At 75.3% G+C, this 24698-nt stretch carries 18 protein-coding genes and 1 pseudogene; 7 read left to right on the forward strand and 12 right to left on the reverse strand.

The annotated features are described in order from the left end of the window. Positions 1-180: 180 nt before the first annotated feature. Genes DQ238_RS07920 through DQ238_RS07930 form a run of 3 tightly spaced genes read left to right on the forward strand, consistent with a single transcriptional unit; the run spans position 181 to position 2850 of the window. A complete protein-coding gene (locus DQ238_RS07920; protein WP_113780735.1) occupies positions 181-1215 on the forward strand; it encodes a TerC family protein in 1035 nt (344 codons plus the stop codon). Further along, positions 1212-2312, forward strand: coding sequence for a hypothetical protein (locus DQ238_RS07925; protein WP_113780736.1), 1101 nt, complete (start codon positions 1212-1214; stop codon positions 2310-2312). Before DQ238_RS07920 ends, DQ238_RS07925 begins: the two co-directional genes overlap by 4 nt. 4 nt (positions 2313-2316) lie before the next feature. Further along, positions 2317-2850, forward strand: coding sequence for a winged helix-turn-helix domain-containing protein (locus DQ238_RS07930; RefSeq protein ID WP_233495803.1), 534 nt, complete (start codon positions 2317-2319; stop codon positions 2848-2850). On the opposite strand, the gene DQ238_RS07935 is transcribed toward DQ238_RS07930, so the two are convergent. Next, positions 2831-3274, reverse strand: coding sequence for a VOC family protein (locus DQ238_RS07935; RefSeq protein ID WP_113780773.1), 444 nt, complete (start codon positions 3272-3274; stop codon positions 2831-2833). The two genes, DQ238_RS07930 and DQ238_RS07935, sit on opposite strands and share 20 nt — an antisense overlap. 60 nt (positions 3275-3334) lie before the next feature. Between DQ238_RS07935 and DQ238_RS07940 the strand changes: the two genes are divergently transcribed. After that, positions 3335-4426, forward strand: a complete 1092-nt coding sequence (locus tag DQ238_RS07940; RefSeq protein ID WP_113780737.1) for a YafY family protein — start codon at positions 3335-3337, stop codon at positions 4424-4426. A gap of 89 nt (positions 4427-4515) precedes the next feature. Here DQ238_RS07940 and DQ238_RS07945 read toward each other — a convergent pair whose 3' ends face one another. The 5 genes from DQ238_RS07945 to DQ238_RS07965 form a co-directional block, all read right to left on the reverse strand. Continuing rightward, positions 4516-4974 carry an ATP-binding protein gene (locus DQ238_RS07945; protein ID WP_113780738.1) on the reverse strand — a complete coding sequence of 153 codons (459 nt, stop codon included), beginning with the start codon at positions 4972-4974 and terminating at the stop codon, positions 4516-4518. A gap of 176 nt (positions 4975-5150) precedes the next feature. After that, entirely contained in the window at positions 5151-6077 is a 927-nt protein-coding gene (locus tag DQ238_RS07950; RefSeq protein ID WP_113780739.1) for an alpha/beta fold hydrolase, read from the reverse strand. 194 nt (positions 6078-6271) lie between these two features. Beyond that, the gene (locus DQ238_RS07955) at positions 6272-7027 is read right to left on the reverse strand and encodes a ZIP family metal transporter (protein ID WP_113780740.1); all 756 of its coding nucleotides are present in this window, start codon (positions 7025-7027) and stop codon (positions 6272-6274) included. Positions 7028-7200: 173 nt separating this feature from the next. Further along, a complete protein-coding gene (locus DQ238_RS07960) occupies positions 7201-8385 on the reverse strand; it encodes an ATP-binding protein (RefSeq protein WP_113780774.1) in 1185 nt (394 codons plus the stop codon). A 128-nt stretch (positions 8386-8513) separates the two neighbouring features. Further along, on the reverse strand, positions 8514-9482 hold the full coding sequence (locus DQ238_RS07965; RefSeq protein ID WP_158550732.1) for a chemotaxis protein CheB: 969 nt from the start codon (positions 9480-9482) through the stop codon (positions 8514-8516). 277 nt (positions 9483-9759) lie between these two features. Between DQ238_RS07965 and DQ238_RS07970 the strand changes: the two genes are divergently transcribed. Together DQ238_RS07970 and DQ238_RS07975 are read left to right on the forward strand one after the other, a co-directional pair. Then, positions 9760-10128 carry a phage holin family protein gene (locus tag DQ238_RS07970; protein ID WP_113780742.1) on the forward strand — a complete coding sequence of 123 codons (369 nt, stop codon included), beginning with the start codon at positions 9760-9762 and terminating at the stop codon, positions 10126-10128. A 190-nt stretch (positions 10129-10318) separates the two neighbouring features. Then, positions 10319-15262: an NAD-glutamate dehydrogenase gene (locus DQ238_RS07975; RefSeq protein ID WP_113780743.1), complete on the forward strand. Its 4944-nt coding sequence runs from the start codon at positions 10319-10321 to the stop codon at positions 15260-15262. A gap of 161 nt (positions 15263-15423) precedes the next feature. Here DQ238_RS07975 and DQ238_RS07980 read toward each other — a convergent pair whose 3' ends face one another. From DQ238_RS07980 to DQ238_RS24050, 3 genes are all read right to left on the reverse strand, one after another. Continuing rightward, positions 15424-16845: an amidase gene (locus DQ238_RS07980; protein WP_113780744.1), complete on the reverse strand. Its 1422-nt coding sequence runs from the start codon at positions 16843-16845 to the stop codon at positions 15424-15426. A gap of 363 nt (positions 16846-17208) precedes the next feature. Next, complete coding sequence (locus DQ238_RS07985) at positions 17209-19812, reverse strand: SpoIIE family protein phosphatase (RefSeq protein ID WP_113780745.1); 2604 nt, start codon at positions 19810-19812, stop codon at positions 17209-17211. Positions 19813-19961: 149 nt separating this feature from the next. Beyond that, on the reverse strand, positions 19962-20084 hold the full coding sequence (locus DQ238_RS24050) for a hypothetical protein (protein ID WP_255418029.1): 123 nt from the start codon (positions 20082-20084) through the stop codon (positions 19962-19964). A 447-nt stretch (positions 20085-20531) separates the two neighbouring features. Between DQ238_RS24050 and fdhA the strand changes: the two are divergent. After that, positions 20532-21752, forward strand: a pseudogene (gene fdhA / locus DQ238_RS07995) (formaldehyde dehydrogenase, glutathione-independent). Between the two features lie 226 nt (positions 21753-21978). Here fdhA and DQ238_RS08000 read toward each other — a convergent pair. From DQ238_RS08000 to DQ238_RS08010, 3 genes are all read right to left on the reverse strand, one after another. Beyond that, the gene (locus DQ238_RS08000) at positions 21979-22380 is read right to left on the reverse strand and encodes an SRPBCC family protein (protein WP_113780746.1); all 402 of its coding nucleotides are present in this window, start codon (positions 22378-22380) and stop codon (positions 21979-21981) included. A 111-nt stretch (positions 22381-22491) separates the two neighbouring features. Further along, positions 22492-23631: a spore photoproduct lyase family protein gene (locus tag DQ238_RS08005; protein WP_113780775.1), complete on the reverse strand. Its 1140-nt coding sequence runs from the start codon at positions 23629-23631 to the stop codon at positions 22492-22494. Between the two features lie 29 nt (positions 23632-23660). Then, a complete protein-coding gene (locus DQ238_RS08010; RefSeq protein WP_113780747.1) occupies positions 23661-24464 on the reverse strand; it encodes an exodeoxyribonuclease III in 804 nt (267 codons plus the stop codon). Between the last annotated feature and the right edge of the window lie 234 nt (positions 24465-24698).

The raw sequence follows: 24698 nt of genomic DNA on the forward strand, positions 1-24698 counted from the left end.
CCGCCGGGGTCCCCCGTGCGGGGCTGGCGCGGATGGGTGAACTCTGCTTCACTGGTCCTCGCAGGAGGGGAGTATCCCTCGGCGCTCCGCCGTCAGTACGGCCCTCGGGCCCGGCGGGGCGGGCCCGTCCCGGGCCGGGAGAGACCTCCGGTTGGTGAGCGCTGACCGGGAGGTCCTTCGATGGGTGTGCCGCTGTGGGTGTGGGTGGCCGTCCTGGCCGCCGTCCTGGCCATGCTGGCCGTCGACCTCGTCGCGCACCGGCGTGCGCACGTCATCGGGGTCCGCGAGGCCGCCGCGTGGTCGGCGGTGTGGGTCGCGCTCGGGGTGGGGTTCGGGGCGCTGGTGTGGTGGCGGTGGGGCGCCGAGTTCGGCCAGCAGTACTTCGCCGGCTACCTGATCGAGAAGTCCCTGGCCGTGGACAACGTCTTCGTCTGGGCGATCGTCTTCGGCTACTTCGCCGTCCCCCGGGAGTACCAGCACCGCGTGCTCTTCCTCGGCGTGCTGGGGGCGCTGGTCTTCCGGGGGGCGTTCATCGCCGCCGGATCGGTGCTCATCGCCAGCTTCTCCTGGGTGCTGTACCTGTTCGCGGCGTTCCTGCTGTGGACCGGCTACCGCATGCTGCGCCAGCGCGACGAGCACCTGGACCCGGAGCGCTCCCGGGTGCTGCGGCTCTTCCGGCGCTGGGTGCCCATGACCGACGCCTACCACGGGCAGCGCCTGCTGGTCCGCCGGGGCGGGACGCTGCTGGCGACACCCCTGCTGGCGGTGCTGGTGCTGGTCGAGGTCACCGACGTCGTCTTCGCCGTCGACTCGATCCCAGCCGTCTTCGCGGTCACCGACGAGCCGTTCCTCGTCTTCACCGCCAACGCCTTCGCCATCCTCGGCCTGCGGGCGATGTACTTCCTGCTCGCCGACCTGATCCACCGCTTCGTGTACCTCAAGGCCGGCTTGGCACTGGTCCTGGTGTGGGTCGGGGTCAAGATGCTGCTCAAGGTCGACGTGCTCCACGTGCCGACTCCGCTGTCGCTGGCCGTGGTCACCACCATCATCGCCGTCTCCATCGGCGCCAGCCTGCGCGCCACCCGGGGTCAGGGCCGACGGCCGCCAGCGCGCCCGGAGGCGCCGCCGTTCCGGATCGCCTCGGCCGAGGAGATGGCCGCGGTCGAGCCCCTCTGGCGCCGGCGGCCGCTCCCGTCCCGACGGAGGACGCCGTGACCGGTACCGGTGGCGGTGTCGCGCCGACCTCGCTGAGCGCCGAGACGGTGGTGCTGCTGCAGTCGATCCGCGGGTACCCGGCGGTGTCGCTGCTGCTGAGCACCACTGCGCGGCCGGTCATGACGACCGCCGACGCGCTCGCCCTGCGCCGGCTCCTCGCCCAGGCCGGGCACCGGCTGCGCGGCGAGGAGCTCGAGGACGTCGACGAGCTCCTCGCCGCGTTGCAGACCCACGTCGCCGCGGCGACGGCCGCCGCGACCAGCCAGGCCATCGCCATCTACGCCCGCTCCGGCTTCGCCATGACCGTGCGGCTGCCCACGCCCGTGCACGACCGGGTGGTCGTCGACCCGACGTTCGCCACCCGCGACCTCGTCTCCGCGCTGCACCAGACCCCGCGCCACGTCGTGCTGCTGCTGAGCAGCCGCGAGGCGCGGCTCTTCGAGGGCGTCGCCGACACGTTGCGGCCCGCCCCGCGCTCGCCGTTCCCCCTGCGCAACGAGCGGGAACGGGGGCCGGATCCGTCGCGGCCCAGGCTCGAGGAGACCGACACGGCCGCGTTCCTCACGTCGGTCGACCGCGCGCTCGGCACCCACCTGCGGCTGCACCCCGCCCCCCTCGTCCTCGCGGGGGCCGAGCAGGCGGTGGCCGCCTTCACCCGGCTGTCGCAGAACCTCTCGCGCCTCGCCGGGACCGTCCCGGCGCTCGCCACCACACCGCTGCCCGAGCTCGTCGAACGGATCCGGCCGGTGCTCACCCGCTACCTGCGCTCCCGCCAGCGGGAAGCGCTCGACCTGCTCGACCGCCGCGCCGGAGGGCAGCGGGTGGTCTCGGGCATGAGCTCGGCCTGGCTGGCGGCCCGCCACGAGCGCCCCGAGATGCTCGCCGTGGAGCACGGGCTCTTCTACCCGGCCCGCCTCAGCGGCGACGGCGACCTGCTCCTGCCGGCCTGGGACGTCGAGCACCCCGACGTCATCGACGACGCCGTGGACGAGCTCATCGAGCTCGTCCTCGACCGGGGTGGGTGGGTCGCACTGGTGGACGACGGCGCCCTCGCCGAGCACGAGGGTGTGGCCCTGACCCTGCGGGCGGGACACTGACCCCGTGACGGACGACCGTTCCGGCGACCGCCCGGCCCGCGGACGCGACGACCCCGACCCGGCCGCGCTCCCGCGGGAGGAGGTCGCGGTCCCGGGCACCGGGCGTGCCGGCGCCACGACCGGCGGCCGAGCACACCCCCCACCTGCCGCACCCGGCCCCGTCCGGCCGTCGTGGACGTTCCTGACCAACCACGGTCACGTGCTGCTGACGGTGGCCCGGGACCCCGACGTCCGGGTGAACGACGTGGCCGACCGCGTGGGCATCACGCCCCGCGCCGCGCTGCTGATCCTGCGCGACCTCGAGGACGCCGGCTACCTGCGGCGCGAGCGGGTGGGCCGGCGGACGCACTACACGATCGAGGCGCACCGGCCCTTCCGGCACCCGACCACGGCCTCGCACGAGGTCGACGACCTGCTGGCCATCTTCACCGACGGCGAGCGGGCCGCAGGCGGAGCCCCCCGCACCGCCGCGGCGCAGCCGGACTCCTCGCCGCTGACCGACGTCGACGGGGCCGCGGTCAGCGCCCGGACCTGGTGATGGCCTCGGGTGTCACCGGGGTGAAGTAGTTGACGAGGGTGCCGTCCGGATCCCGGAACAGCAGCGAGCGGTTGCCCCAGGGCATGGTCGTCGGCTCGTTGACCAGAGACCCGCAGACGTCGCCCAGGACGTCCCGGAGCCGGGTGTACTCGGCGTCGACGTCGTCGACGAGGAACTCGACGATCGCGGTGTGGTTGTCCGCGGGGCGGGCCGAGCCCGCGCCGAACAGCGCCACCGTGCGCGTGCTGCCGATGGCCAAGGTGGCGGCCGGCGTCCGCAGCTCGGCGAAGTCCGGCGTCGACCACCGCGCCGGCGTTGCGGTGACCTGCTCGTAGAAGGTGACCAGGCGGGACACGTCGTCGGTGATCAACCGGATCGACACGAGGGTGGGGGAGTGGTCCGCGGTGGGCGGGGTCTGCGTCATGACCGGCACGCTAGGGACGAAGCCGGTCAGATCCCGCCCGGTATGGACGACGATGTCGGTGTGACGCGTCCCACGGCTCGAGTGCTCGCGCTGCTGGAGATCCTGCAGGCCGGTGGCACGCGGACGGTGGCGGACCTGGCCGGTCGGTTGGGCGTGGACGAGCGGACCGTCCGCCGCTACGTCGCACACCTGGTCGACCTCGACGTCCCCGTCGAGTCGGTGCGCGGCCGCTACGGGGGCATCCGCCTGGTCCCCGGCTACCGCATGCCCCCGCTCATGCTCACCGACGACGAGGCGCTGGCGGTGCTGCTCGGCCTGGTCTCCGGCCGCCGGGCCGGGCTGGTGAGCACGTCGGTCGCCGCGGCCGAGAGCGCTGCTGCCAAGCTGCGCCGCGTCCTGCCGCAGGCGCTGGGGCGCCGGCTGGACGCGCTGCTGCAGACCGCCGACTTCACGGTCGGCCCCCGTCCCTCGGCCGCTCCCGAGACGGCGGTCCTGCTCCTGGTCGCCGAGGCCGCACGCGACCGCCGACCGGTGGACATCGACTACACCGACTCCACCGGGCGGCGCAGCCGGCGGACCGTGCACCCGTACGGGATCGTCGCCCACTCCGGGCGCTGGTACCTCACCGGTGCGGACTCCGCCAGCGGCCAGGTGCGCACGTTCCGGATCGACCGCATCGCCGCGCCGCAGCCGTCGACCGGCACCTTCGACGTGCCAGCGGGCTTCGATCCCACCGACGCTCTGCTGTCCGCCATCGCCGCGGCACCCCACCGGCACGTGGTCTCGCTCCGCGTCGAGGGCACCGCCGAGCAGGTGCGCCCCCTGTTCCCACCGGGCACCGCCACCGTCGAGGAGGAGGCCGACGACCCGGGCTGGGTGCGCGTGCTCATCCGGGCCGAACGGCTGGACTGGGTACCCGCCGTCCTGGCCGGGATCGACCGCCCCTTCCGGGTGGAGGGCCCGCAGGCTCTGCGCCCGCTCGTGCGCGCGCTGGTCGAACGGCTCACCGCCGCGGTCGAGGCCGACACCGGACGCGGGGACCAGGCCCCGCCAGGGTCACCGGGTGTGTCGTCGACCCGCCCTCGCGGGCGCCGAGGCCGCCAGCCGTCTGCGGGGTCCGGCCACGAGTCACCGCCTCCTCCTCCCCGCTGACCCGGCTCCCCGGTGACCCGGCCGGCGAGGCCCCCCGACGACCCGCGGGCGGACGGCGTCCGGTGATCGGGTTCCGCGGCGACCGCTGGTCAGCTGTAGGTGGGCCGGCGGCTCCCGAGGGTGGTGGGCAGGCAGGCCCACACGTGCTTGCACCCGCCGTCGACGTACCAGCCGTGCGCGACCGACAGCCGGGCCACCAGGTGCAGGCCCAGGCCGCCCCGGGCGGGGTCGCGGTCGACGGCGGGGGCCGGCATCGAGTCGGGGTCGCGGTCGCTCACGTCGAGCAGCCACCCGCCGCTGCCGGCGACCACCGTGGCGACCACCGGCGACGTCCCGTGCCGCAGCGCGTTCGACGCCAGCTCGTCGAAGGCCAGGACCAGCCGCTCGGCCGCCTGGTCCTCGTCGCCGTCCGGGGAGCCGACGGCGTCGAGCCGGGAACGCAGGGCCGCACGGGCGGCCGGCAGCTCGGCCACGGCGCCCAGGCCCCACCGCCACAGCTCTCCCCGGCCGTCCGGTAGCGGGCGCAACGGCCACGCGAGTCGAGCCACTGCCCTCTCCCCGTCCGTCGGTGTCCTCCGTCGGTGTCCTCGACGCACCGGGGGTTCCCAGCCGGCCGCGGGCCCAACCGCGGGGCGACGCGCTCCACCCCGGAGGAGGAGCAGCCGGCCGCCCGCCGACCGCCACGCTGGTGGCGCCGGCCCCGAGCAGGCGCTCGCCGGGCGCCTCAGGTGCGGGCGGTGGCCTCCCGGACGGCGGCGGCCACGGCCTCGACGCCCCGCGGCGCCCAGATGATCGAGTAGTGGTTGGTGTCGGGCACCTCGCGGGCGGTGATCCCGCTCGGCTCCAGGCCCAGCTGCGCCAGCCGGCCCTCGTCGTAGAGCCCCGGCGTCTGGTCCAGCAGCCCGCGGGCCGCCCACAGCAGCGTGGCCGGCACCGGCAGGTCGGCGGTCGCCTCCAGCACCCGCTCGTTGAGCAGCACGTCCCCGCCGTCCACCCGGACCGCCTCGGGCACGCACGCGCTGCGCAACGCCGGCGGCTCGCCCTGCACGTCGCGCGCCAGGTAGGCGGCCACCGACGGGACGTCGACCCAGGGGCCCACCGCGGGGTGCTGCGCCCAGAAGGCCCGGACGGCGGCCAGGTCGGGGAAGGTCATCGACAGCCGGTCCAGCGCGGGGCCGAGGACGGCGGAGAGCATCGCGTCGAGGTCGGCGCCCGGCGGCTGCGGGAAGGCCAGCCCGCCGTCGACCAGCACCAGCCCGTGCACCCGGTCCCGCGCCGTCCCGGCGGCGGCCAGGGCGGCGACGAAGGCGCCCATCGAGTGCCCGACCAGCACGGCGGCGTCGGCCCCGGCGTCGCGGTCGGCCCCGAACCGGTCGAGCAGCGCGGCGACGTCGGCCGCGTGCGCCTCGATCCCGTACGGCCCCGGCAGACCGGCCGACGCGGCCCGCCCGCGCAGGTCCGGCGCGACCACCTCGAACTCCCCGGCCAGCGCGCCGGCCACCCGCGCCCAGGCCATCGCGTTGCCGGTGATGCCGTGCACGAGGACGGCGATCGGGGCGCCGGGGGCGTCGGCCGCCCAGTGCAGGACGGCCAGCTCACCGCCCTGCACCGGGACGTCGACCAGGCGGGGTTCGGGCAGTGGTTCCCTCACGGCCTCACCCTGCCCGGGGACGCCGTCCCCCGCAGCCCGGGTATGGAACGCCGTCCCCCGCAGCCCGGGTATGGAAAGCCGTCCCCCGCAGCCCAGGTATGGGAAGCAATCCCTGCGTCCACGAGCCGCTGACGCAGGGATTGCTTCCCATACCCGTGCCGGGCTCGGGCAGGGCTCGGCTACCGGTGCGGGGCTCAGCGCCCGGCGAGATCGATGGCGAAGGCGACGAGGAAGCCGAGGGTGGTGATGACGCCGGTCCAGGTGCGGGTGCGCTCGAACGCCTCGGGGATCATCGTGTCGGCGATCATGGTGAGGATCGCCCCCGCGGCGATCGCGGTGATGACGGCGACCACCTCCGGGGGTGCGTCGCCGAGCGCGACGTAGCCGACCAGCGCGGCCAGGCCGCTGGCCACGGCGATGCCGATCCACACGCCGAACACGTACCGGGCCGAGCGGCCGTTGTTCTTCATCCCGGCCGCGGAGGACAACCCCTCCGGCACGTTGGAGATGAAGACCGCGGCCAGCACCGGGGCGCTCACGGTCCCCCCGCCCAGCAGCCCCAGGCCGAGCACCACCGACTCGGGGACGCCGTCCAGCAGCGCCCCGATCGCGATGGCCGCCCCGCTGCCGGACTGCTCCTGCTCCGAGGGCTGCTGGTCCCCCGACCGCTTGCGGTGCCGGGCGCCGTGGCGGGCCAGCGCGGCGTTCGCCGCGAAGTAGGCCAGCGCGCCGCCGACGAAGCCGATGGCCGCGGGCAGCAGCCCGCCGGTGTCGGCGGCCTCCTCCATCAGGTCGAACGCGACCGCGGAGATCAGCACCCCGGATCCGAAGGCCATCACCGACGCGATGACCACCTGCGGCACGCGGGCGAACCAGGCGACCAGCGCGCCCAGCACCAGCGCGCCACCGCCCAGCAGCCCCCACAGCCCCGCTTCCAGCCACGTCGGCACGGCGTCCCCTCTGCCCTCCTACGCGTCGAGTCATGCCAACTCGTGGCGATCAGGAGCTGATCGCCGCGAATTGCACGACTCGTGGGGGAGAACGGCCCTCTCCCGGGTCCCGCTGGCCCCGTCCCGGGCCCCGCCCCGAGCCTGCGAGAGGTGGGGGGCAGAGGGGTCCTTCTTCAGTCCGGGTGGTCGAGCAGGTAGCGGCCGAAGTGTGGGACGGTGAAGGCGATCTGGCCGCGCTCGGCCGAGTAGACCAGGCCCTTCTTGATCAGCGAGTCCCGCGCGGGGGAGAGGGACGCCGGCTTGCGGCCCAGCGACGACGCGACCTCCGAGGTGGACACCGCTCCGCCGGTCGGCCCGCCCAGCTCGGCCATGGCGCGCATGTACTCCCGCTCGGCGGGGGTCGCCCGGTCGTAGCGGGAACCGAAGAAGCCGACGGCGAGCTCGGCCTCGGCGACCGGGGCGGCGACCGCGACGTCGGCGGCGGTGATCGGGGAGGCGGCGGCGACGTCCCAGGTGACCTTGCCGTAGGCCTGCACGAAGTACGGGTAGCCGTCGGCGGCCGCGTAGAGGGCGTCGAGCGCCTCGGGCTCGAAGGCGACGTCCTCCCGCTCGGCGGGCGCCAGCAGCGCCCGGTCGGCGGCGGCGCGGTCCAGCCGGTCGATGCGCAGGTAGCGGAACAGCCGCTCCGAGTAGCTCTTGGACGCCGACAGCACCGCCGGCAGGTGCGGCAGCCCGGCCCCGACGACGATCAGCGGGGCCCCCTGCTGGGAGAGCTCGTGGCAGGCGGCGCAGATCGCCGAGACGTCGGCGGCCTGGACGTCCTGCATCTCGTCGACGAACAGCGCGATGCCGCGGCCCACGTCGGCGGCCAGCCCGGCGGCGTCGCTGAGCAGCTCGACCAGGTCGATCTCCATGTCCCCGGAGTCGGCCCGCCCGGTCGCGGCCGGGACGTCGATGCCCGGCTGCCAGCGGTCGCGCACCCTGGCGTCTGGCACCTGGCGCAGCGCGAACGCCTTGAGCACGCCCAGGACGGCGTCCATCGACTCCTGGTCGGGGTGGCGCAGCTCGCGCAGCGCCATGTGCAGGGCGGAGGAGACCGGCCGGCGCAGCGACTGCTCCGGCCGTGCCTCGACCTTGCCGGTGCCCCAGCCGCGGGTGATCGCCGCCGAGCGCAGCTGGTTGAGCAGCACGGTCTTGCCGACCCCGCGCAGCCCGGTCAGCACCAGCGAGCGCTCCGGCCGGCCGTGCGCGATCCGCTCGAGGACGACGTCGAAGGCGGACAGCTCGGCGTCCCGGCCGGCCAGCTCGGGCGGGCGCTGCCCGGCGCCGGGTGCGTACGGGTTCCGCACGGGGTCCACGTCGAGCACGCTATGTGCTCGTCTAGCCCCGGGCGTAGACAACCGTAGAGGAGTGCAGCGTGTCGTCGCGCCACGGCTCCGGGTCGGGGCGTGTGGTCAGGGGCCGTGAGTCCGGGGCCAGGGCCGGGTCAGGGTGTCGGGTCCTCGGTGGCCAGCTGCTGCACCCGCAGCGCCCGCTGCTCGGCGCGCTCCGCCGCGCGCAGGTGCTCCTCGCGGCCCTCGAGCGCGTCCGGCACCTCGGCGAGGCGCCGGTGCACCGCGGCGATCTCCATCAGCTTCGAGGCGGCGTTGTAGACGGCCCCCTCCACCGCCTGGTGCTGGGCGTCGAGGAGGGACTGGGCGGACCACGCGTGTCCCACGTGGCAGGTGTAGCTCACAGCGCCGTCCGGGGTCGACTCGTACATCCCGCCCTGGCACTCGGGACACCCCAGTGCGGCGGGGGTACCCAGGTCGGTCAGCGCGGTCGGTCCGCCCGTCATCGTGGGGCTCCTCTCCGGGGAGGCGGGGTGGGGTGTCGCGCCGGGGACGGCCTCAGGGGGCCGGACGAGGTCGGTGACGACGGCGGCGAGCTCGGCGGTGGGCGTCCTGCGCGCCCGGCGGACGGCGGCCAGCGCGGCCCGGGGCATGGCCGACACCCGCGCCTCGACCGGGTCCTGCACGACGACCACGCCGTCCTGCGCGGCCACCGCCGCGGCGCCCACGGACCCGTCGTCCAGGGCGCCGGAGAGGACGACGGCGACGACGCCGGGGCCGAACGCGGCGGCGGCGCTGCGGAACATCGGGTCGACGGCGGGACGCTGCCGGTTCTCCCGCGGCCCGCGGTAGAGCCGGACCCGCTCGCCCCGGACGGTCAGGTGCAGGTCGGGCGGGGCCACCAGGATCGAGGCCGGGGACAGCAGCTGGCCGTCGACCGGGTGGGCGGCCGGCAGCGGCCCGCACCGGGACAGCAGCCTGGGCAGGTGGCTGTCGGCCGTCGCCGGCAGGTGGACGGTGACCAGGACCGCCGCTGGCAGGTCCTCGGGCAGCCCGGCGACGAGCGTCTGCAGCGGCCCGATGCCGCCCGCGGACGCCCCCACCACGACCACCCGGTCGACCACAGCCGTCCTCCTCGGGTCGTCCTCCGTTGCCGAGGTGTTCCCCGCGGGCCGCCGGTCGATGCGTGCGAGCGCATCAACCGGCCCCTTCCGCGCCGTGATCACGGGCTTCTTGCCGGCGACACGGTGGGACTCGCCGTGCCGGGCGGAAACAACCCCATGATCACGGGGGCGGAAGGGCGCTTCGAGCGTCGTCTGCTGGTCTCTACGGCTCGGTCTAGAGATCCGTAGAGGTGCCCATGCACAGGGAACCGGGAGGAACCGTCGCTAGCGTGGCGGCGTGCTGAGGTTCCTGATCAAGGTCGTCCTCATGGCCGGCGTCTTCTACGGCGTGGCGTACCTGTTGCCCGGTATCGAGGTGCTCCCCAACCCGGACGGGCCGCTCGGGAGGCCCGGTACCTACCTGTGGATCGCGTTGATCTTCGCGGTGGTCAACGCCGTCGTCGGGCCGGTCCTGCGGCTGCTCTCGCTGCCGTTCGTGCTGCTCACCCTGGGGTTGTTCCTCCTCGTGGTGAACGCCGCGCTGCTCGGCATCACCGCCGCGATCACCGACCGGTTGCAGGTCGCCGGCTTCGGCACGGCGGTCCTCGGCGGGCTGCTGCTCGCCATCGGCAACTGGATCGCCGACCAGCTGGTCGAGCGCGGCTGACCTTCGGCCCCTGCAGGGACCTGCCGCCGGCCCCGTCCCGAGGCTCCGGCCCCCTCCCGGGCCCGGCCCCGTCCGGAGGCTCGCCGCGAGCGTGCGAGCGGTGGGGGGCAGGGGCGGCCCTCCTGCAGGGTCCCGCCGCGAGCGTGCGAGCGGTGGGGGGCAGGGGGGTCCTTCTACTAGCGTCAGGAGCATGATCAGCGCCACCGGCTCGGCCCCGGCGACCCCGGGTCCGGCCTCCGCGGACGACGGCACCCCGCCGGCCGCCACCGAGCTCGCCGCCCTCGAGGCGGCACGCAACGAGAAGCGCCGGCTGCTGGAACGGGCCGCGCAGGCCGCCCTGGACCCCGGGGCGTCGCTCCCGGTCGGCTGCACCGCCGACGACGTCCCCGCCCTGCTGCGGCGCTACTACTGGAGCGAGCCGGCCGACGAGGTCCTCCAGCAGGACCCGGCCGACCTCGCCGCGCTGGCCCTCGGGCACCTGCGGCTGGCCGAGGTGCGCCCGCAGGGGTCGGCGACGGTGGACGTGCAGGAGCTGCCGTCCCGCCCCGGTGCGCGGGCCCGCTCGATGGTCCTGGTCGTCACCGACGACATGCCGTTCCTGGTCGACTCCGTCACCGCCGAGGTGCTGCGGCAGGGCTTCCGGATCGAGCACGTCGTCCACCCGGTGCTGGTGGTCCGCCGGGACGTCACCGGCCGCATCCGGGCCTTCTGCGACAGCGCCGAGGCCGGCGGCTGCGGGCCCGACGCGCTCGCCGAGTCGTGGATGGCCGTCGTCCTCGACGGCCCGCTGGACGACGAGGCCGCCGGCGACCTGGTCACCGGGCTGCGCACCGTGCTGGCCGACGTCCGGGCCGTGGACGAGGACGCCGGCCGGATGCGGGCCCGCGCCCTCGAGCTGGCCGACCGGCTCGAGCACGGGGCCGGGCGGGGTGGGGACGGAGCCGCCGCGGTCACCGACCCGGCCGACGACCCCGCCGAGGCGGCGGCGCTGCTGCGCTGGCTGACCGACGGCAACTTCGTCTTCCTCGGCGCCCGCGACGTCGACGTGGTGCGGGCGCGGGGTCGGACGACGGTCCGCGCGGTGCCCGGCAGCGGGTTGGGCGTGCTGCGCAGCGACGTGGACATGGCGGTCACCCCCGAGGGGACGCCGGCCGCCGGGCTGCTGGCGGTGACCAAGGCCGACGTCCGCTCGACGGTGCACCGCCGCGCCTGGCTGGACCTGGTCACGGTCACCCTGTCCGCGGGCGACGGCGGGCCGGCCCGCCAGCACCGCCTGGTCGGGCTGTTCGCCACCGCGGCCTACGCGCACGGCGTCCGCGAGGCGCCGCTGGTGCGCCGGCGGGTGGCCCAGGTGGTCGAGCGCTCCGGGGCGCCGGCCGACAGCCACACCGGCAAGGCGCTGCTCGACGTCCTGGAGACCTACCCCCGCGACGAGCTGTTCCAGGTGGGCACCGACGAGCTGCTGCCGGTGGCGCTGGCGGTGCTGTACCTGCAGGAGCGGCGGCAGACCCGGCTGTTCCTGCGCCGCGACCCCGCCGGCCGGTTCTGGTCGGCGATCGTGTACCTGCCCCGCGACCGGTACACCACCGAGGTGCGGCTGGCCGTCCAGCAGCTGCTGCTCGAGCGCCTGGGCGGCACCAGCATCGAGTACACCGCCCGGGTCACCGAGTCGGTGCTGGCCCGGCTGCACTTCGTCGTCCGCCCGCCGGCGACCCGCGGCGCCCCGGCGACGCTGCCCGACGTCGACGTCGACGTCGCGGCGCTGCAGAGCGAGCTGGCCGCCGTCGTCCGCAGCTGGACCGACGAGCTCGCCGCCGCGCTCGCCGCCCGCTACGGCGCCGACGACGTCGAACGCCGGCTGGCGCGGGTCGCCGACGCCTTCCCCGCGGCCTACCAGGAGGACTTCCCGGCTCCCGCCGCCGTCGAGGACCTCGAGCGGCTCGACGCCCTCGCGGCGGGGGAGCTGGACCTGGTGCTGCGCTGGCCCGCGGGTGGCGAACCACGGCTGAGCGTCTACCGGGTGGGGGAGCGGCTGCTGCTCTCCGACGTGCTGCCCATGCTGCAGCACATGGGCGTCGAGGTGGTCGACGAGCGGCCCTACGAGATCGACCGGATCGGCGCCCCGCTGGCCTGGATCTACGACTTCGGGCTGGCCGCGCCGGCCGCCGAGCTGCCGTTCGCCGGCTCGCTGCCCGAGCGGTTCACCGAGGGGCTCGGCGCGGTGTGGCGCGGCGACGCCGAGGACGACGGGCTGGGCGCGCTGGTGCTGCTGGCCGGGCTCACCTGGCGGCAGGTCACCGTCGTCCGGGCCTACGTGCAGTGGCTGCGGCAGGCCGGGCTGCCCTTCGGCCAGCGGTACGTGGAGACGACGCTGGCCGCGCACCCGGAGGTCGTGGCCCGGCTGGTGGCGTTGTTCGAGACCCGCTTCTCGCCGGACCGCGCGGTCGGGCGGGCAGCCCGGACCGAGGAGCTGGTCGCGTCGCTGCGCGAGGCGATCGGCCAGGTGGCGTCGCTGGACGCCGACCGGGTGCTCACCGCGCTGCTGGCCGCGGTCACCGCCACCGTGCGGACGACGTACTACGCAGGCGGCCCGCTGGCGGTCAAGCTGCACCCGGCGTCGGTGCCCGACCTGCCCCAGCCGCGCCCGGCCCGCGAGGTGTGGGTGAGCTCGCCGCGGGTGATGGGCGTGCACCTGCGCTTCGGCGCGGTCGCCCGCGGCGGGCTGCGCTGGTCCGACCGGCACGAGGACCTGCGCACCGAGGTGCTCGGGCTGGTCAAGGCGCAGATGGTGAAGAACACCGTCATCGTGCCGACCGGCGCCAAGGGCGGGTTCGTCGTCCGCCGGCCGCCCTCCGACGGGTCGCGGGACGCCGTCCTGGCCGAGGGCCGGGCCTGCTACCGGCTGTTCGTCGGCGCGCTGCTGTCGCTGACGGACGACCTGGTGGACGGCGCGGTGGTCCCGCCCGAGCGGGTGGTCCGCCACGACGGCGACGACACCTACCTGGTGGTCGCCGCGGACAAGGGGACGGCGACCTTCTCCGACCTGGCCAACGCCGTCGCCCTCGAGCGCGGCTACTGGTTGGGCGACGCCTTCGCCTCCGGGGGGTCGGTCGGCTACGACCACAAGGCCATGGGCATCACCGCCCGCGGCGCCTGGGAGTCGGTGACCCGCCACTTCCGCGAGCTCGGCGTCGACGTGCAGAGCGAGGACTTCACGGTCGTCGGCATCGGCGACATGTCCGGCGACGTGTTCGGCAACGGGATGCTGCTGTCCGAGCACATCCGGCTGGTCGCCGCCTTCGACCACCGGCACGTCTTCGTCGACCCCGCACCCGACGCGCGCACCTCCTACGCCGAGCGCCGCCGGCTGTTCGACCTGCCCCGCTCCTCCTGGGCCGACTACGACCCCGCGCTGATCAGCCCCGGCGGCGGGGTGTGGCCGCGGACGGCGAAGGCGGTCGGAGTCAGCGAGCCGATGCGCACCGCGCTCGGGCTGCCCGGGGACGTGGTGGCGCTGTCGGGGGTGGAGCTGGTCCGCGCCGTCCTGCTGGCCCCGGTGGACCTGCTGTTCAACGGCGGGATCGGCACCTACGTGAAGGCCGCGTCGGAGAGCTCCCTGGACGTGGGGGACAAGGCCAACGACGCCGTCCGGGTCGACGGGCGCGACCTGCGGGTGCGGGTGGTGGGCGAGGGCGGCAACCTCGGGCTCACCCAGCGCGGCCGGGTGGAGTACGCGCTGGCCGGCGGGCGGGTCAACACCGACGCCATCGACAACTCCGCGGGTGTGGACACCTCCGACCACGAGGTGAACATCAAGATCGCGCTGAACCGGGTGGAGGAGTCCGGCGAGCTGGACGCCGCGGGCCGGGCCGCGCTGCTGTACGACATGACCGGCGAGGTGGCGGCCGCCGTCCTCACCGACAACCACGCCCAGAACGCGACGCTGGCCGTGGAGGTGGCCTCGGCGCGCAGCCTGCTCGACGCGCACGCCCGCTTCCTGCGGCACCTGGAGCGCACCGGCCGGCTGGTGCGCAGCGTGGAGGCCCTGCCCGACGACCGGGCGCTGGTCGAGCGGCGGCGGGACGGGCACGCGCTGACCAGCCCGGAGCTGTCGGTGCTGCTGGCCTACGCCAAGCTCGAGACCGGGGACGCCGTCCTGTCCTCGCCCCTGCCCGACGACCCGGCGCTCGAGGAGCTGCTGGTCGGTTACTTCCCGACCGAGCTGCGCCGGCGCTTCCCCCCGGCGGTCACCGGCCACCCGCTGCGGCGGGAGATCGTCGCCACCGCGCTGACCAACCGGGCGGTCAACGTCGCCGGGGTGACCGGGCTGTTCCGGCTGGTCGAGGAGACCGGGGTGACCCTGGCCGGGGTGGTGCGGGCGCACGCGGTGGCCCGGGCCGTGTTCGCGGTGGACCGGCTGTGGGACGCCGTCCGCCCGCTGGACAACCGCGTGCCCGCGGCCACCCAGGACGAGCTGCGCACCGAGGTCACCCGGCTGGCCGAGCGGGCGGCGCGGTGGCTGCTGGCCCTGCCCGAGCTGGCCGCGGACGAGGCTCCGCCGATCGGCACCGTCGTCGCCCGGTTCGCCGCCCCGGTGGCCGCGGTGCGGGCCGACCTGCCGACGTGGCTGCTCGGCGCGGAGGCCGCGGCGTACACCGAGCGGGGAACCCGGCTGCGGCAGCTCGGGGTCCCGGGGGAGCTGGCCGCCGAGGTCGCCGCCGCGCCGCTGCTGCCGGCCGCCCTCGACCTGGCCGTCGTCGTCGAGCGCACCGGCGCTCCGATCGAGCTGGCCGGCCGGGTGCACCAGGCCCTGGCCGAGCGGCTGGCGCTGGTGCCGCTGCGCGAGCAGGTCACCGCGCTGCCCCGGGACCGGCGCTGGCCGTCGATGGCCCGGGCCGCCCTGCGCGACGACCTGGCGAGGGAGCAGGCGGCGCTCACCGCGGAGGTGCTCGCCGGCCGGCGCAGCGACACCGAGGACGCCGGCGAGCTCGTGGCCCGGTGGGTGGACTGCTGGGACGGCACGCAGCAGCGGGCGGCGGCGCAGCTGGTCGACCTCGCCGCGGGGGACCGTCAGGACCTGGCAGAGCTGCTGGTCGCCGTCCGGACCCTGCGCGGCCTGCGCCGCCGCACCTGACCCGCCGCCGCCGCTGCCGTGCCGGATGATCAGGTGAGCTGATCATGCTGCCTCCGAGCTCATCGTTGACGGTGAGCTCGGACGCGCCACGGTGAGCCAGGACGGCGGTCGAGCCTCGTCTATGGCTTTCTAGCCCTGGCCCTAGAGAGCCGCAGGCGGCGTCACAGGGGCGGACGGCGCTCGCCGAAGCGGGTGGCCTGCTCGAACGCGTGCCCGACCTCGAGCACCCGCCGGTCGGCCCGCGGCGCGGCGACCACCTGCAGGCCGACCGGCAGGCCGTCGTCGGTGAACCCGCCCGGCACCGACAGCGCCGGGCACCCGGTGGGCGTGAGGAGCGTGCAGGCGCGCATCCACTCCAGGTAGTTCTCCATCGACTCCCCGCCGATCTCGGTCGGGTACTCCTGCTCGACCGGGAACGGCAGCACCTGGGTGGTGGGCGCCAGCAGGACGTCGTAGCCGTCGAAGAAGCCCACCACCCGCTCGTACAGGGCCGTGTGCGCGGACTCGGCGCGGGCGATGTCGGCGCCGGTGAGCTTGGCGCCCATCTCGGCGTTCCAGCGGATCGACTCCTTCACCTGGTCCGGGTGCCGCCGGGCCAGCTCGGTGTAGGCCGCGTCGAACAGCCAGGCCCGCAGCGTGCCGAAGACGTCGTCGGCGCCGGAGAGGTCCGGGCAGTCGGGCTCCACGGCGGCGCCGAGCTCTTCGAACACCCCCACGGACTCCGCGAGCACCGCGGTGATCGCCGGGTCCACCCGCACCCGCCCGCCGAGGTCCGGCGCCCAGGCCACCCGCAGGCCGTCGAGCCGGTCCGGCAGCGGCGCGGCGAACGGGCCACCCGGGTCGCCCAGCGAGATCGGGACCCGCGGGTCCGGCCCGGCCAGCACCGACAGGGACAGCGCGACGTCGGCCACCGTGCGCCCCATCGGGCCCTGCACGGACAGCTGCGACCAAGCCATCTCCGCCGGCCACGTCGGCACCCGGCCCGGGGTCGGCCGCAGCCCGACGACGTTGCAGAAGGCGGCTGGGTTGCGCAGCGAGCCGCCCATGTCGCTGCCCTCGGCCACCGGCACGAAGCCCGCGGCCAGCGCCGCGGCCGCGCCGCCGCTGGACCCCCCGGCCGACAGCCCGTGACGGTATGGGTTGGAGGTCGCCCCGAACAGGCTGTTGAAGGTGTGCGAGCCGGCGGCGAACTCGGGCACGTTGGTCTTCCCGAGCCGCACCGTCCCGGCCGCCCGCAGCCGGGCCACGACCAGCTCGTCGTCCGCCGGTACCGTCCGCGCGTGCAGGGGTGAGCCCCAGGTGGTGCGCATGCCGCCGGTGACGTGGGTGTCCTTGTGCGCCACCGGCAGCCCGTGCAGCGGGCCCACCTCGTCGCCCGCGGCCAGCGCGGCGTCGGCGGCGTCGGCCGCGGCGCGGGCGCCCTCGGCGTCCAGCGTGACGACCGCGTTCACCTGCGGGTCGAGCCGCTCGATGCGGTTCAGGCAGGCGTCGGTCAGCTCACGCGCGGACAGCTGCCGGGAGCGGATCAGCGCGGCCAGCTCGGTGGCCGGCCTGAGGCAGAGCTCGTCGGGAGTGTCGGTCACCCGAGGAGGTTAGCCATGCGATGACACCGTCGTCCTACCGGACGACATCGCGGCCACGTGCCGTCCCCGACCTGCGCTGAGCCCCACACTCTCGTCCCTGCTCGGGGGAGCCTCCGGCCCCCCACTCCCAGGGACCGCCCCCGCGGCCACGTGCCGTCCCCGACCTGCGCTGAGCCCCACACTCTCGTCCCTGCTCGGGGGAGCCTCCGGCCCCCCACTCCCAGGGACCGTTCCCGCGGCCACGTGCCCTCCCTCGGCTGCGCGGAGCCCATCTCGCCCTTCCTCGGGGAGACCACCGGGCCCCCGCTCGTCAGGACGACATCGCGATGACACCGTCGGCGCACCACCGCGGGCACCGACGGGTCAGGTGGCGGGGTCGCCCGCCAAGACGTCCGGGACGTCGTTGGGGCCGGCCTCGGCCGGGCGCGGCCGGTCCTGCCGGTGCAGCCGGACGGCGACCAGCGCGACGTCGTCCTCCGGTCGGCCGTCGACCAGCCGCTCGAGCACCTCGTCGAGCAGCTCCTGCAGCGGCCGGTCGGCCAGCTCGGCGAGGGCCTCGCGCAGCCGCAGCAGCCCGGCGTCGAGGTCGGCGTCGCGCCGCTCGACGAGGCCGTCGGTGAACAGCAGCACCGTCGCGTCGCGGTCGAGGGTCACCACCGACTCCTGCCGCCGGACCTCGGGGTCGACGCCGAGCAGCAGGTCGGCCTTCCAGGCGGCCAGCTCCGCGACGCTGCCGTCGCCGTTGATGACCAGCGGCGGCAGGTGCCCGGCGTTCGCCCAGCGCATCCGGGTGATCCCGCGCGCCCGCTCCTCCTCGGTCTGCTCGAAGCGGGCCACCGCGGCGGTCGCCATCACCCGGGTCTGCAGCACCGCCATGGAGGCGTCCAGGCCGCGCAGCACCTCCACCGGCGCTGCGTCGCTGTAGGTGGCGATACCGCGCAGCAGCCCGCGCAGCTGGCCCATGGCCGCCGCGGCCTCGGTGTCGTGGCCGACGACGTCGCCGATCACCAGCATCGTGGCCCCGTTGGGCTGCATGAACGCGTCGTACCAGTCGCCCCCGACCCGGGCGGCCTCGGCGGCGGGCAGGTAGCGGACGACGATCTCGGCGTGGTCGGGCTCGGGGGGCTCGGTGAGCAGGCTGCGCTGCAGGCCCTCGGCCAGCTGCTGCTGCTGGGCGTAGAGCCGGGCGTTGTCCAGCGCCAGCCCCGCGCGGTCGGCGACGTCCTGCGCGGTGGCGAGGTCCTCCCGCGACACCGCCTCCCCGCGACCGGAGTAGAGGGTCAGCACGCCGAGCGTGCGCCCCCGGCCGCGCAGCGGCAGGCAGACCGCCGACCCGGGCGCCAGCACGCCCAGCAGGTCGCGCGCCTCGCCCGGCGGCAGCAGCGCGGTGACCTCGTCCGCCGGGGCCCGCACCGTCTCCCCGGACAGCAGCGCCCGGGCCACCGGCGAGGTGGCCGGCATGGCGTCCAGGCGGACGGCGGCGTAGCGCTCGACCAGCGCCCGGGCGGCGGGGTCGGGGTGCCACCAGCCGACGTCGCGGGCGCGTCCCTCGGCGTCGACCACGGTGACGATGCCCCACTGCGCCAGCGCCGGGACGACCAGCCGCGGGAGGTGGCTGGTCGCGGTCTGCGCGTCCAGCGTGCCGGCGAGCTCGGCGCTCACCTGGGCCAGCAGGGCCAGCCGCTGCGCCGAGCGCTCGGCGCGGTCCCGAGCGTGCTTGCGCTCGGTGACCTCGATGAAGTAGACCGACAGGCCCTCGGGGCTGGGCCAGGCACGCAGCTCGTACCAGCCGTCGAGCGGGGCGGGGTAGTGGGCGTCGAAGTTGACCGGCTGCCCGGTCCGGACGGCGCTGCGGTAACCCTCCTCGAAGACGCCGCCGACCGTCGCCGGGAACGCCGTCCAGATCACCTCGCCGAGCAGCTCCTCGCGGCTGCGCCCCAGCAACCGTTCGGCCTCGGCGTTGACGTGGGTGAACCGCCAGTCGTGGTCGAGGGAGTAGAAGCCGGCGGGCATGGCCTCGAGGACCCGGGTGACGCGGACGTCGCCGCTGCGGTCCTCGGTGGTGTCGTAGGCCGCGCCCAGGATGCGGGCGGCGGCGCCGTCCATCCCGGCCAGCGCCCGGCCGCGTGCGGTCACCCAGCGCGTTCCGCCGTCCGGGTGGACGACGCGGTACTCGGCCTCGTACTCGCCGCAGGTCTCGATGCAGGCGCGCAGCGCCTCGCCGACCCGGGGCAGGTCGTCGGGGTGCAGGCGCCGGTTGAACGCCTCGATCGTGCCGTCGAACTCCTCGGCGGTGTAGCCGAACACGGCCATCAGCGGCTCGTCCCAGACCAGCTCGCCGGTGCGCAGGTCCCAGTCGAAGGTGCCCACCCGGCCGGCCTCCATCGCCAGCCGCCAGCGCAGGTGCTGGCGCTCGTACTCACCGGTCAGCGCCGCGTACTCGAGTTCGGTGACCACCGAGGCGGCCAGCTGGCGCAGCGTCGCGACGTCGGTCTCCGACCACTCGCGCGGCGCCGGGTCGAACACGCACAGGGAGCCGACGACGTGCCCCTCGCTGTCGGCGAGCGGGACGCCGAGGTAGGAGCCGACCGCGCCGGTGACCACCGGCGGCAGGGAGCCGACCCGCTCGTCGGCGCGGGCGTCGGGGATGACGACGACGTCGTCCGAGGCGGCCGACAGCGTGCACGGCGTGTCGGTCAGCCTCGTCTCGCCGTCGGCGTGGCCCGGGAGCAGGCCGACCGCGCCACCGATCGTCGCGACGTCGTCGAGCACCGAGATCTGCCCCGCCCGCGTGCCCAGCAGCCGGGCGGCCAGCTCCACCAGGCGGTCGAGGGCCGGGGTGCCGCGCTGGGCGGCCCGCAGCCGACGGGCCGCGCGGACGCGGGCGGGGTCGTTGCGCAGCTCCTCCGCCGCCAGGGTGACGTCGGCCGTGCGGACGGCACCGAGCCGTCGCGGGGATCCCTCCACCGGTTCCTCTCCGTCGTCGACACACGGCCGCGGCGTGTGCCCGCCGGTCAGCCCCGCTGTTCGAGCCTCGCGTGTCACCGCAGGTTATGCCACGGTTGGTCGGTCGCGGGCGACCGAGCCGATCCGGACCACCGTGGCGACGGCACCGCTCACCGGGCCGCCCGCGGCGCGGGGACGACGAGGGTCAGCGCCGTCCCGCCGTCGTGTTCCACGTGCAACCCCGCCCGCCGCCGGTCGGCCCGCGCGCGCTGGGCGCGGGTCAGCGAGCGCACGTCGAGCGCGTCGTGGAGGACGCCGGCGTGGCGCTCGAGGACGGGCAGGGTCGGGCCGGTGCCGCAGGGCGGCGTTGCGCGCGACCTCGTCGTCCTGCCGCTCGGACAGGCCCAGGGCGGCGCGGGACGCCGGCGCGTCGGCGGCCAGGTCGACCAGCGTCCGCACCAGCTCGGCCCGGACTGCGGTGAGCGCGGGGGAGGAGAGGGCGGCCAGGTCGAGCGGAACGCCGTCCCCACCGACGGCCTTGGTCTCCGACGGCGGCAGCAGTACGAACACGAGTAAACACGCTACGTGGTCACAGGCCGTTGCGGGAGGGTGGTTCGATCCCCATCCGGGAGCAGTTGTGTCGTGCACGACACACTTGCGGTCCGCGCCGACCGGCGTGGGGAGAGGGGAACGCGACCGGCCCAGCCGACAGCCGGCCATGGACCACGAGGAGGAGCGCTGTGGCAGGCAACAAGGCCGTCGTGTACACGGGACCGGGCAAGGTCGAGGTCGCCGACCTGGACTACCCCAGGCTGGAGCTGCAGGACGGCCCGGGGGTGCACCCGTCCAACGTCGGGCGCAAGACCCCGCACGGGGTGGTCCTGCGGACCGTCAGCACCAACATCTGCGGCAGCGACCAGCACATGGTCCGCGGGCGGACGACGGCGCCGGAGGGCCTGGTGCTCAGTCACGAGATCACCGGCGAGGTCGTCGAGAAGGGCCCGGACGTCGAGTTCCTCGAGGTGGGCGACATCGTCAGCGTGCCCTTCAACACCGCCTGCGGCCGGTGCCGCAACTGCAAGGAGGGCAAGACCGGGATCTGCCTCACGGTCAACCCGGACCGTCCCGGCTCGGCCTACGGCTACGTCGACATGGGCGGCTGGACCGGGGGCCAGGCGGAGTACGTCATGATCCCGTACGCCGACTTCAACTGCCTGCGGTTCCCCGACCGCGACCAGGCGCTGACCAAGATCCGCGACCTGACGATGCTGTCGGACATCTTCCCGACCGGCTACCACGGCTGCGTCACCGCCGGGGTGGGCACCGGCTCGACCGTCTACGTCGCCGGCGCCGGACCGGTGGGGCTCGCCGCGGCCGCCTCCGCGCACCTGCTCGGCGCCGCCGTGGTCATCGTCGGCGACCTCAACGCCGACCGGCTGGCCCAGGCCGAGAGCTTCGGCTGCGAGACCGTCGACGTCAGCCAGGGCGACCCCAAGGACCAGATCGAGCAGATCCTCGGCGTGCCCGAGGTGGACTGCGGCGTCGACGCGGTCGGGTTCGAGGCACGGGGACACGGCAAGGACGCGCAGACCGAGGCGCCGGCGACCGTGCTCAACTCGCTGATGGACATCACCCGCGCCGGTGGCGCCCTGGGCATCCCCGGGCTGTACGTGACCGGTGACCCGGGTGCGGCCGACGAGGCGGCGAAGACCGGGTCGCTGTCGATCCGGCTGGGGTTGGGCTGGGCCAAGTCGCACGCGTTCACCACCGGCTAGTGCCCGGTGATGCGCTACAACCGCCAGCTGATGATGGCGATCCTCCACGACCGGGTGCAGATCGCGAAGGCGGTCAACGCGACCGTCATCCCGCTCGAGGACGCTCCACGCGGGTACCGGGAGTTCGACCAGGGCGCGGCGAAGAAGTACGTGCTCGACCCGAACGGGCTGATCCCGGCCGCCTGAGGGAGGACCCCTCTGCCCCCCACCGGAAAGGACCCCGTCCTCCCCACTCTTCGCAGGCTCAGGACGGGACCCGGGACGGGGCCGCGGCGGGACCCTGCAGAGGGGCCGCCGGTCCTCCCCACCCCTCGGAGAAGGACCCCTTTCCCCGCCACTCGCGAGCTCGCGGCGGGTGGGGGCCGGGGTCCTTCTCCCTGCAGGGGCCAGCGGGCCCGGGAGGGGGCCGCGGTCAGGCCGAGCCGCCCTCCACCTGCTGCTTGATGTTCGCCAGGGTCTCCCGGAGCCCGTCCTCGACCTGCTGGTTGCCGTCGTCGACCCGGGTGGTGTGCAGGTACACCTCCACCTCGCTGCCCCCGCCGTCCGGGCGGACGTCGAGGTGGCCGTGGTAGTCGTTGGGGCCTTCCGAGCCCCACTCGATGCGCTGCGCCCCGGTGTCGACGCGGAACCACGCGTCGGCCTGGACCTCCTGCCCGTCGGGCATCCGGGCGGTGGTGTGCACCTCCTCGCCCTGACCCGGCTCGGCCGAGGTCATGCGGGAGAAGTACCGGGGCAGGTTGCCCACGTCGGAGAGGTAGTCGAACAGCGACTGCGGGTCGCGCCCGACCGTGGTGGAGGCGGTGAAGTCACCCATGGGTCGGTCGTACCCAACCGGGTGGCGCACCCAACCCGGTCCCGGTGCTGGGTCCAGGGGGTGCTGGGTCCAGGGGGTGCTGGGTCCAGGGGGTGCTGGGTCCAGGGGGTGCTAGGTCCAGTAGAGGAAGCGGGCCTGCGGCAGCCGCTCGGCGACGGCCGCCTCGAACCAGCCGCGCAGCTCGGCCATCGTCTCCTTCGGGTAGACGTGCTTGACCGAGCCGAACTTCCCCCGCTTGGTCGCGCGCCGCGTCTCGTCCATCTCCAGCTTCGTGCGCGGGTACCAGTCGAGCAGCGTCGTCTTGCTGCCCGGCGTGAAGCGGTGGGTGATGCACTCGACGGTGAGGTCCGCGCCGGCCGGCAGCGCCGCCGCCACCGCGTCGAGCAGGGCGCCGTACTCCTCGCGCCAGCCCTCGACCGGCATGATCGGCGCGATCGTCAGGCCCACCGGGTAGCCGGCCGCGGCGACCGCGCCCAGCGCGGCGATCCGTGCGGGCACCGGTGAGGTGGCGCCCTCGAAGCGGCGGGCCACCGAGGCTGCGTTGAGCGAGAACCGCAGCCGGGTGCGCCCGCCGTGCGGCAGGTCGAGCAGGCCGGCCACGTCGTCGAACTTGGTGGTGGCGCGCAGCTGCACCGGCCCGGGCCAGTCGTGGGTGCCGAAGTGCTCGATCATCCGGGCCAGGCCGCCAGTGAGGTGCTCGATGGCCAGCGGGTCGGTGTAGCAGGAGGCCTCGAACGTCGTCCCCTCGCCGCCGCGCTCGACGGTGGCGGAGGTGACCGAGCCGCGGCCCACGTAGCCGTCCAGGCCGGCGAGCACCTCGTCGAGGTCGGCGAAGACCCGGGTGACCGGCGGCCCGGACAGCGAGCCGGCGAGGTAGCAGTACTGGCAGTGCGCCGGGCAGCCCTCGGCCAGGTCGACCCGCCAGTCCGCCGACGGCGGGATCGGCTGGAGTGCGCGCTTGGACGGCGGGGGGACGACGACGGCGAGGGTGTCCTTGGCGGCCATGAACGCCGCGCGGTCGCCGTCCCCCCGCAGCGGGGGCAGCCGGTCGCCGGGCAGCAGCTCGACGTCGTCGACGCCGGCGGCCTCGAGGCGGGCCAGGATGCGCTGCCCGTGCGGGCGCTCGGCGGCCGAGCGGGTGACGAGGACGCGCTTCGGCGTCCAGAGGCGGGTGGGCGGGGGAGTGCTGGGCTGGGTGGGCGGGGGAGGGCTGGGCCGGGTGGGGGCGGGGGCGGGGGCCGGTGCGCTCATCACCTCGTGCAACACCGGCCGCGGCGGCATCAGTCCGTGAGCTCGACGACCACGGGGGCGTGGTCGCTGGCGCCCTTGCCCTTGCGCTCCTCGCGGTCGATGCGCGCACCGCCGACCCGGGCGGTCAGCGCCGGCGAGCCGAGCACGAAGTCGATGCGCATGCCCTCGCGGCGGGGGAAGCGCAGCTGCGTGTAGTCCCAGTAGGTGTAGACGCCGGGGCCGGGGGCGTGCGGCCGGACGACGTCGGCGTACCCGGCGTCCACGATCGCGCGGAACGCGGCGCGTTCGGGTTCGGAGACGTGCGTGGAGGCGGCGAAGACCCGCACGTCCCACACGTCCTCGTCCTGCGGGGCGATGTTCCAGTCGCCGACCAGGGCGACCTGCGCCGCGGGGTCGGCGGTCAGCCAGCCGGCCGCCGTCGTCCGCAGGGCCGCCAGCCAGCGCAGCTTGTACTCGTAGTGCGGGTCGGTGAGCGCACGGCCGTTGGGCACGTAGAGGCTCCACACCCGCACGCCGCCGCAGGTGGCGCCCAGCGCGCGGGCCTCGGTGTCCGGGTCGGGCCGGTCGGCCGAGCCCCAGCCGGGCTGGCCGGGGAAGCCGACCTCGACGTCGTCCAGGCCGATCCGCGACAGGATGGCCACTCCGTTCCACTGCGAGTGGCCGACGTGCGCGACGGCGTAGCCGAGGTCGGCGAAGCGGGACTCGGGGAACTGGTCGTCGCGGCACTTGGTCTCCTGCAGCGCCAGGACGTCGACGTCGGAGCGCTGCAGCCAGGCGACCACCCGGTCGGCGCGGGTGCGGATCGAGTTGACGTTCCAGGTGGCCAGGCGCACGTCGTCCGAGCTTACGGAGTGGATCGGCACGGGTTACCCGCGCGAATCCTCTCCGGTCGGGCCGGGTGGGACCATGGCCGAGACGACCGGCGGCCCAGCGGGGAGGACGCGTGAGAAGCCCTGTGTCAAGCCGCCTGCCGTTGATCTTGGTTGAGGATGCGTTGCAGGGCGTTGTGTCGGGCGGGGTCGTAGGCTTCGCCGGCTTGCCAGCAGTGCCAGATCACGTAGAGCCAG

It is taken from the genome of Geodermatophilus sp. TF02-6 (genome assembly GCF_003319115.1).
GTDB lineage: Bacteria > Actinomycetota > Actinomycetes > Mycobacteriales > Geodermatophilaceae > Geodermatophilus.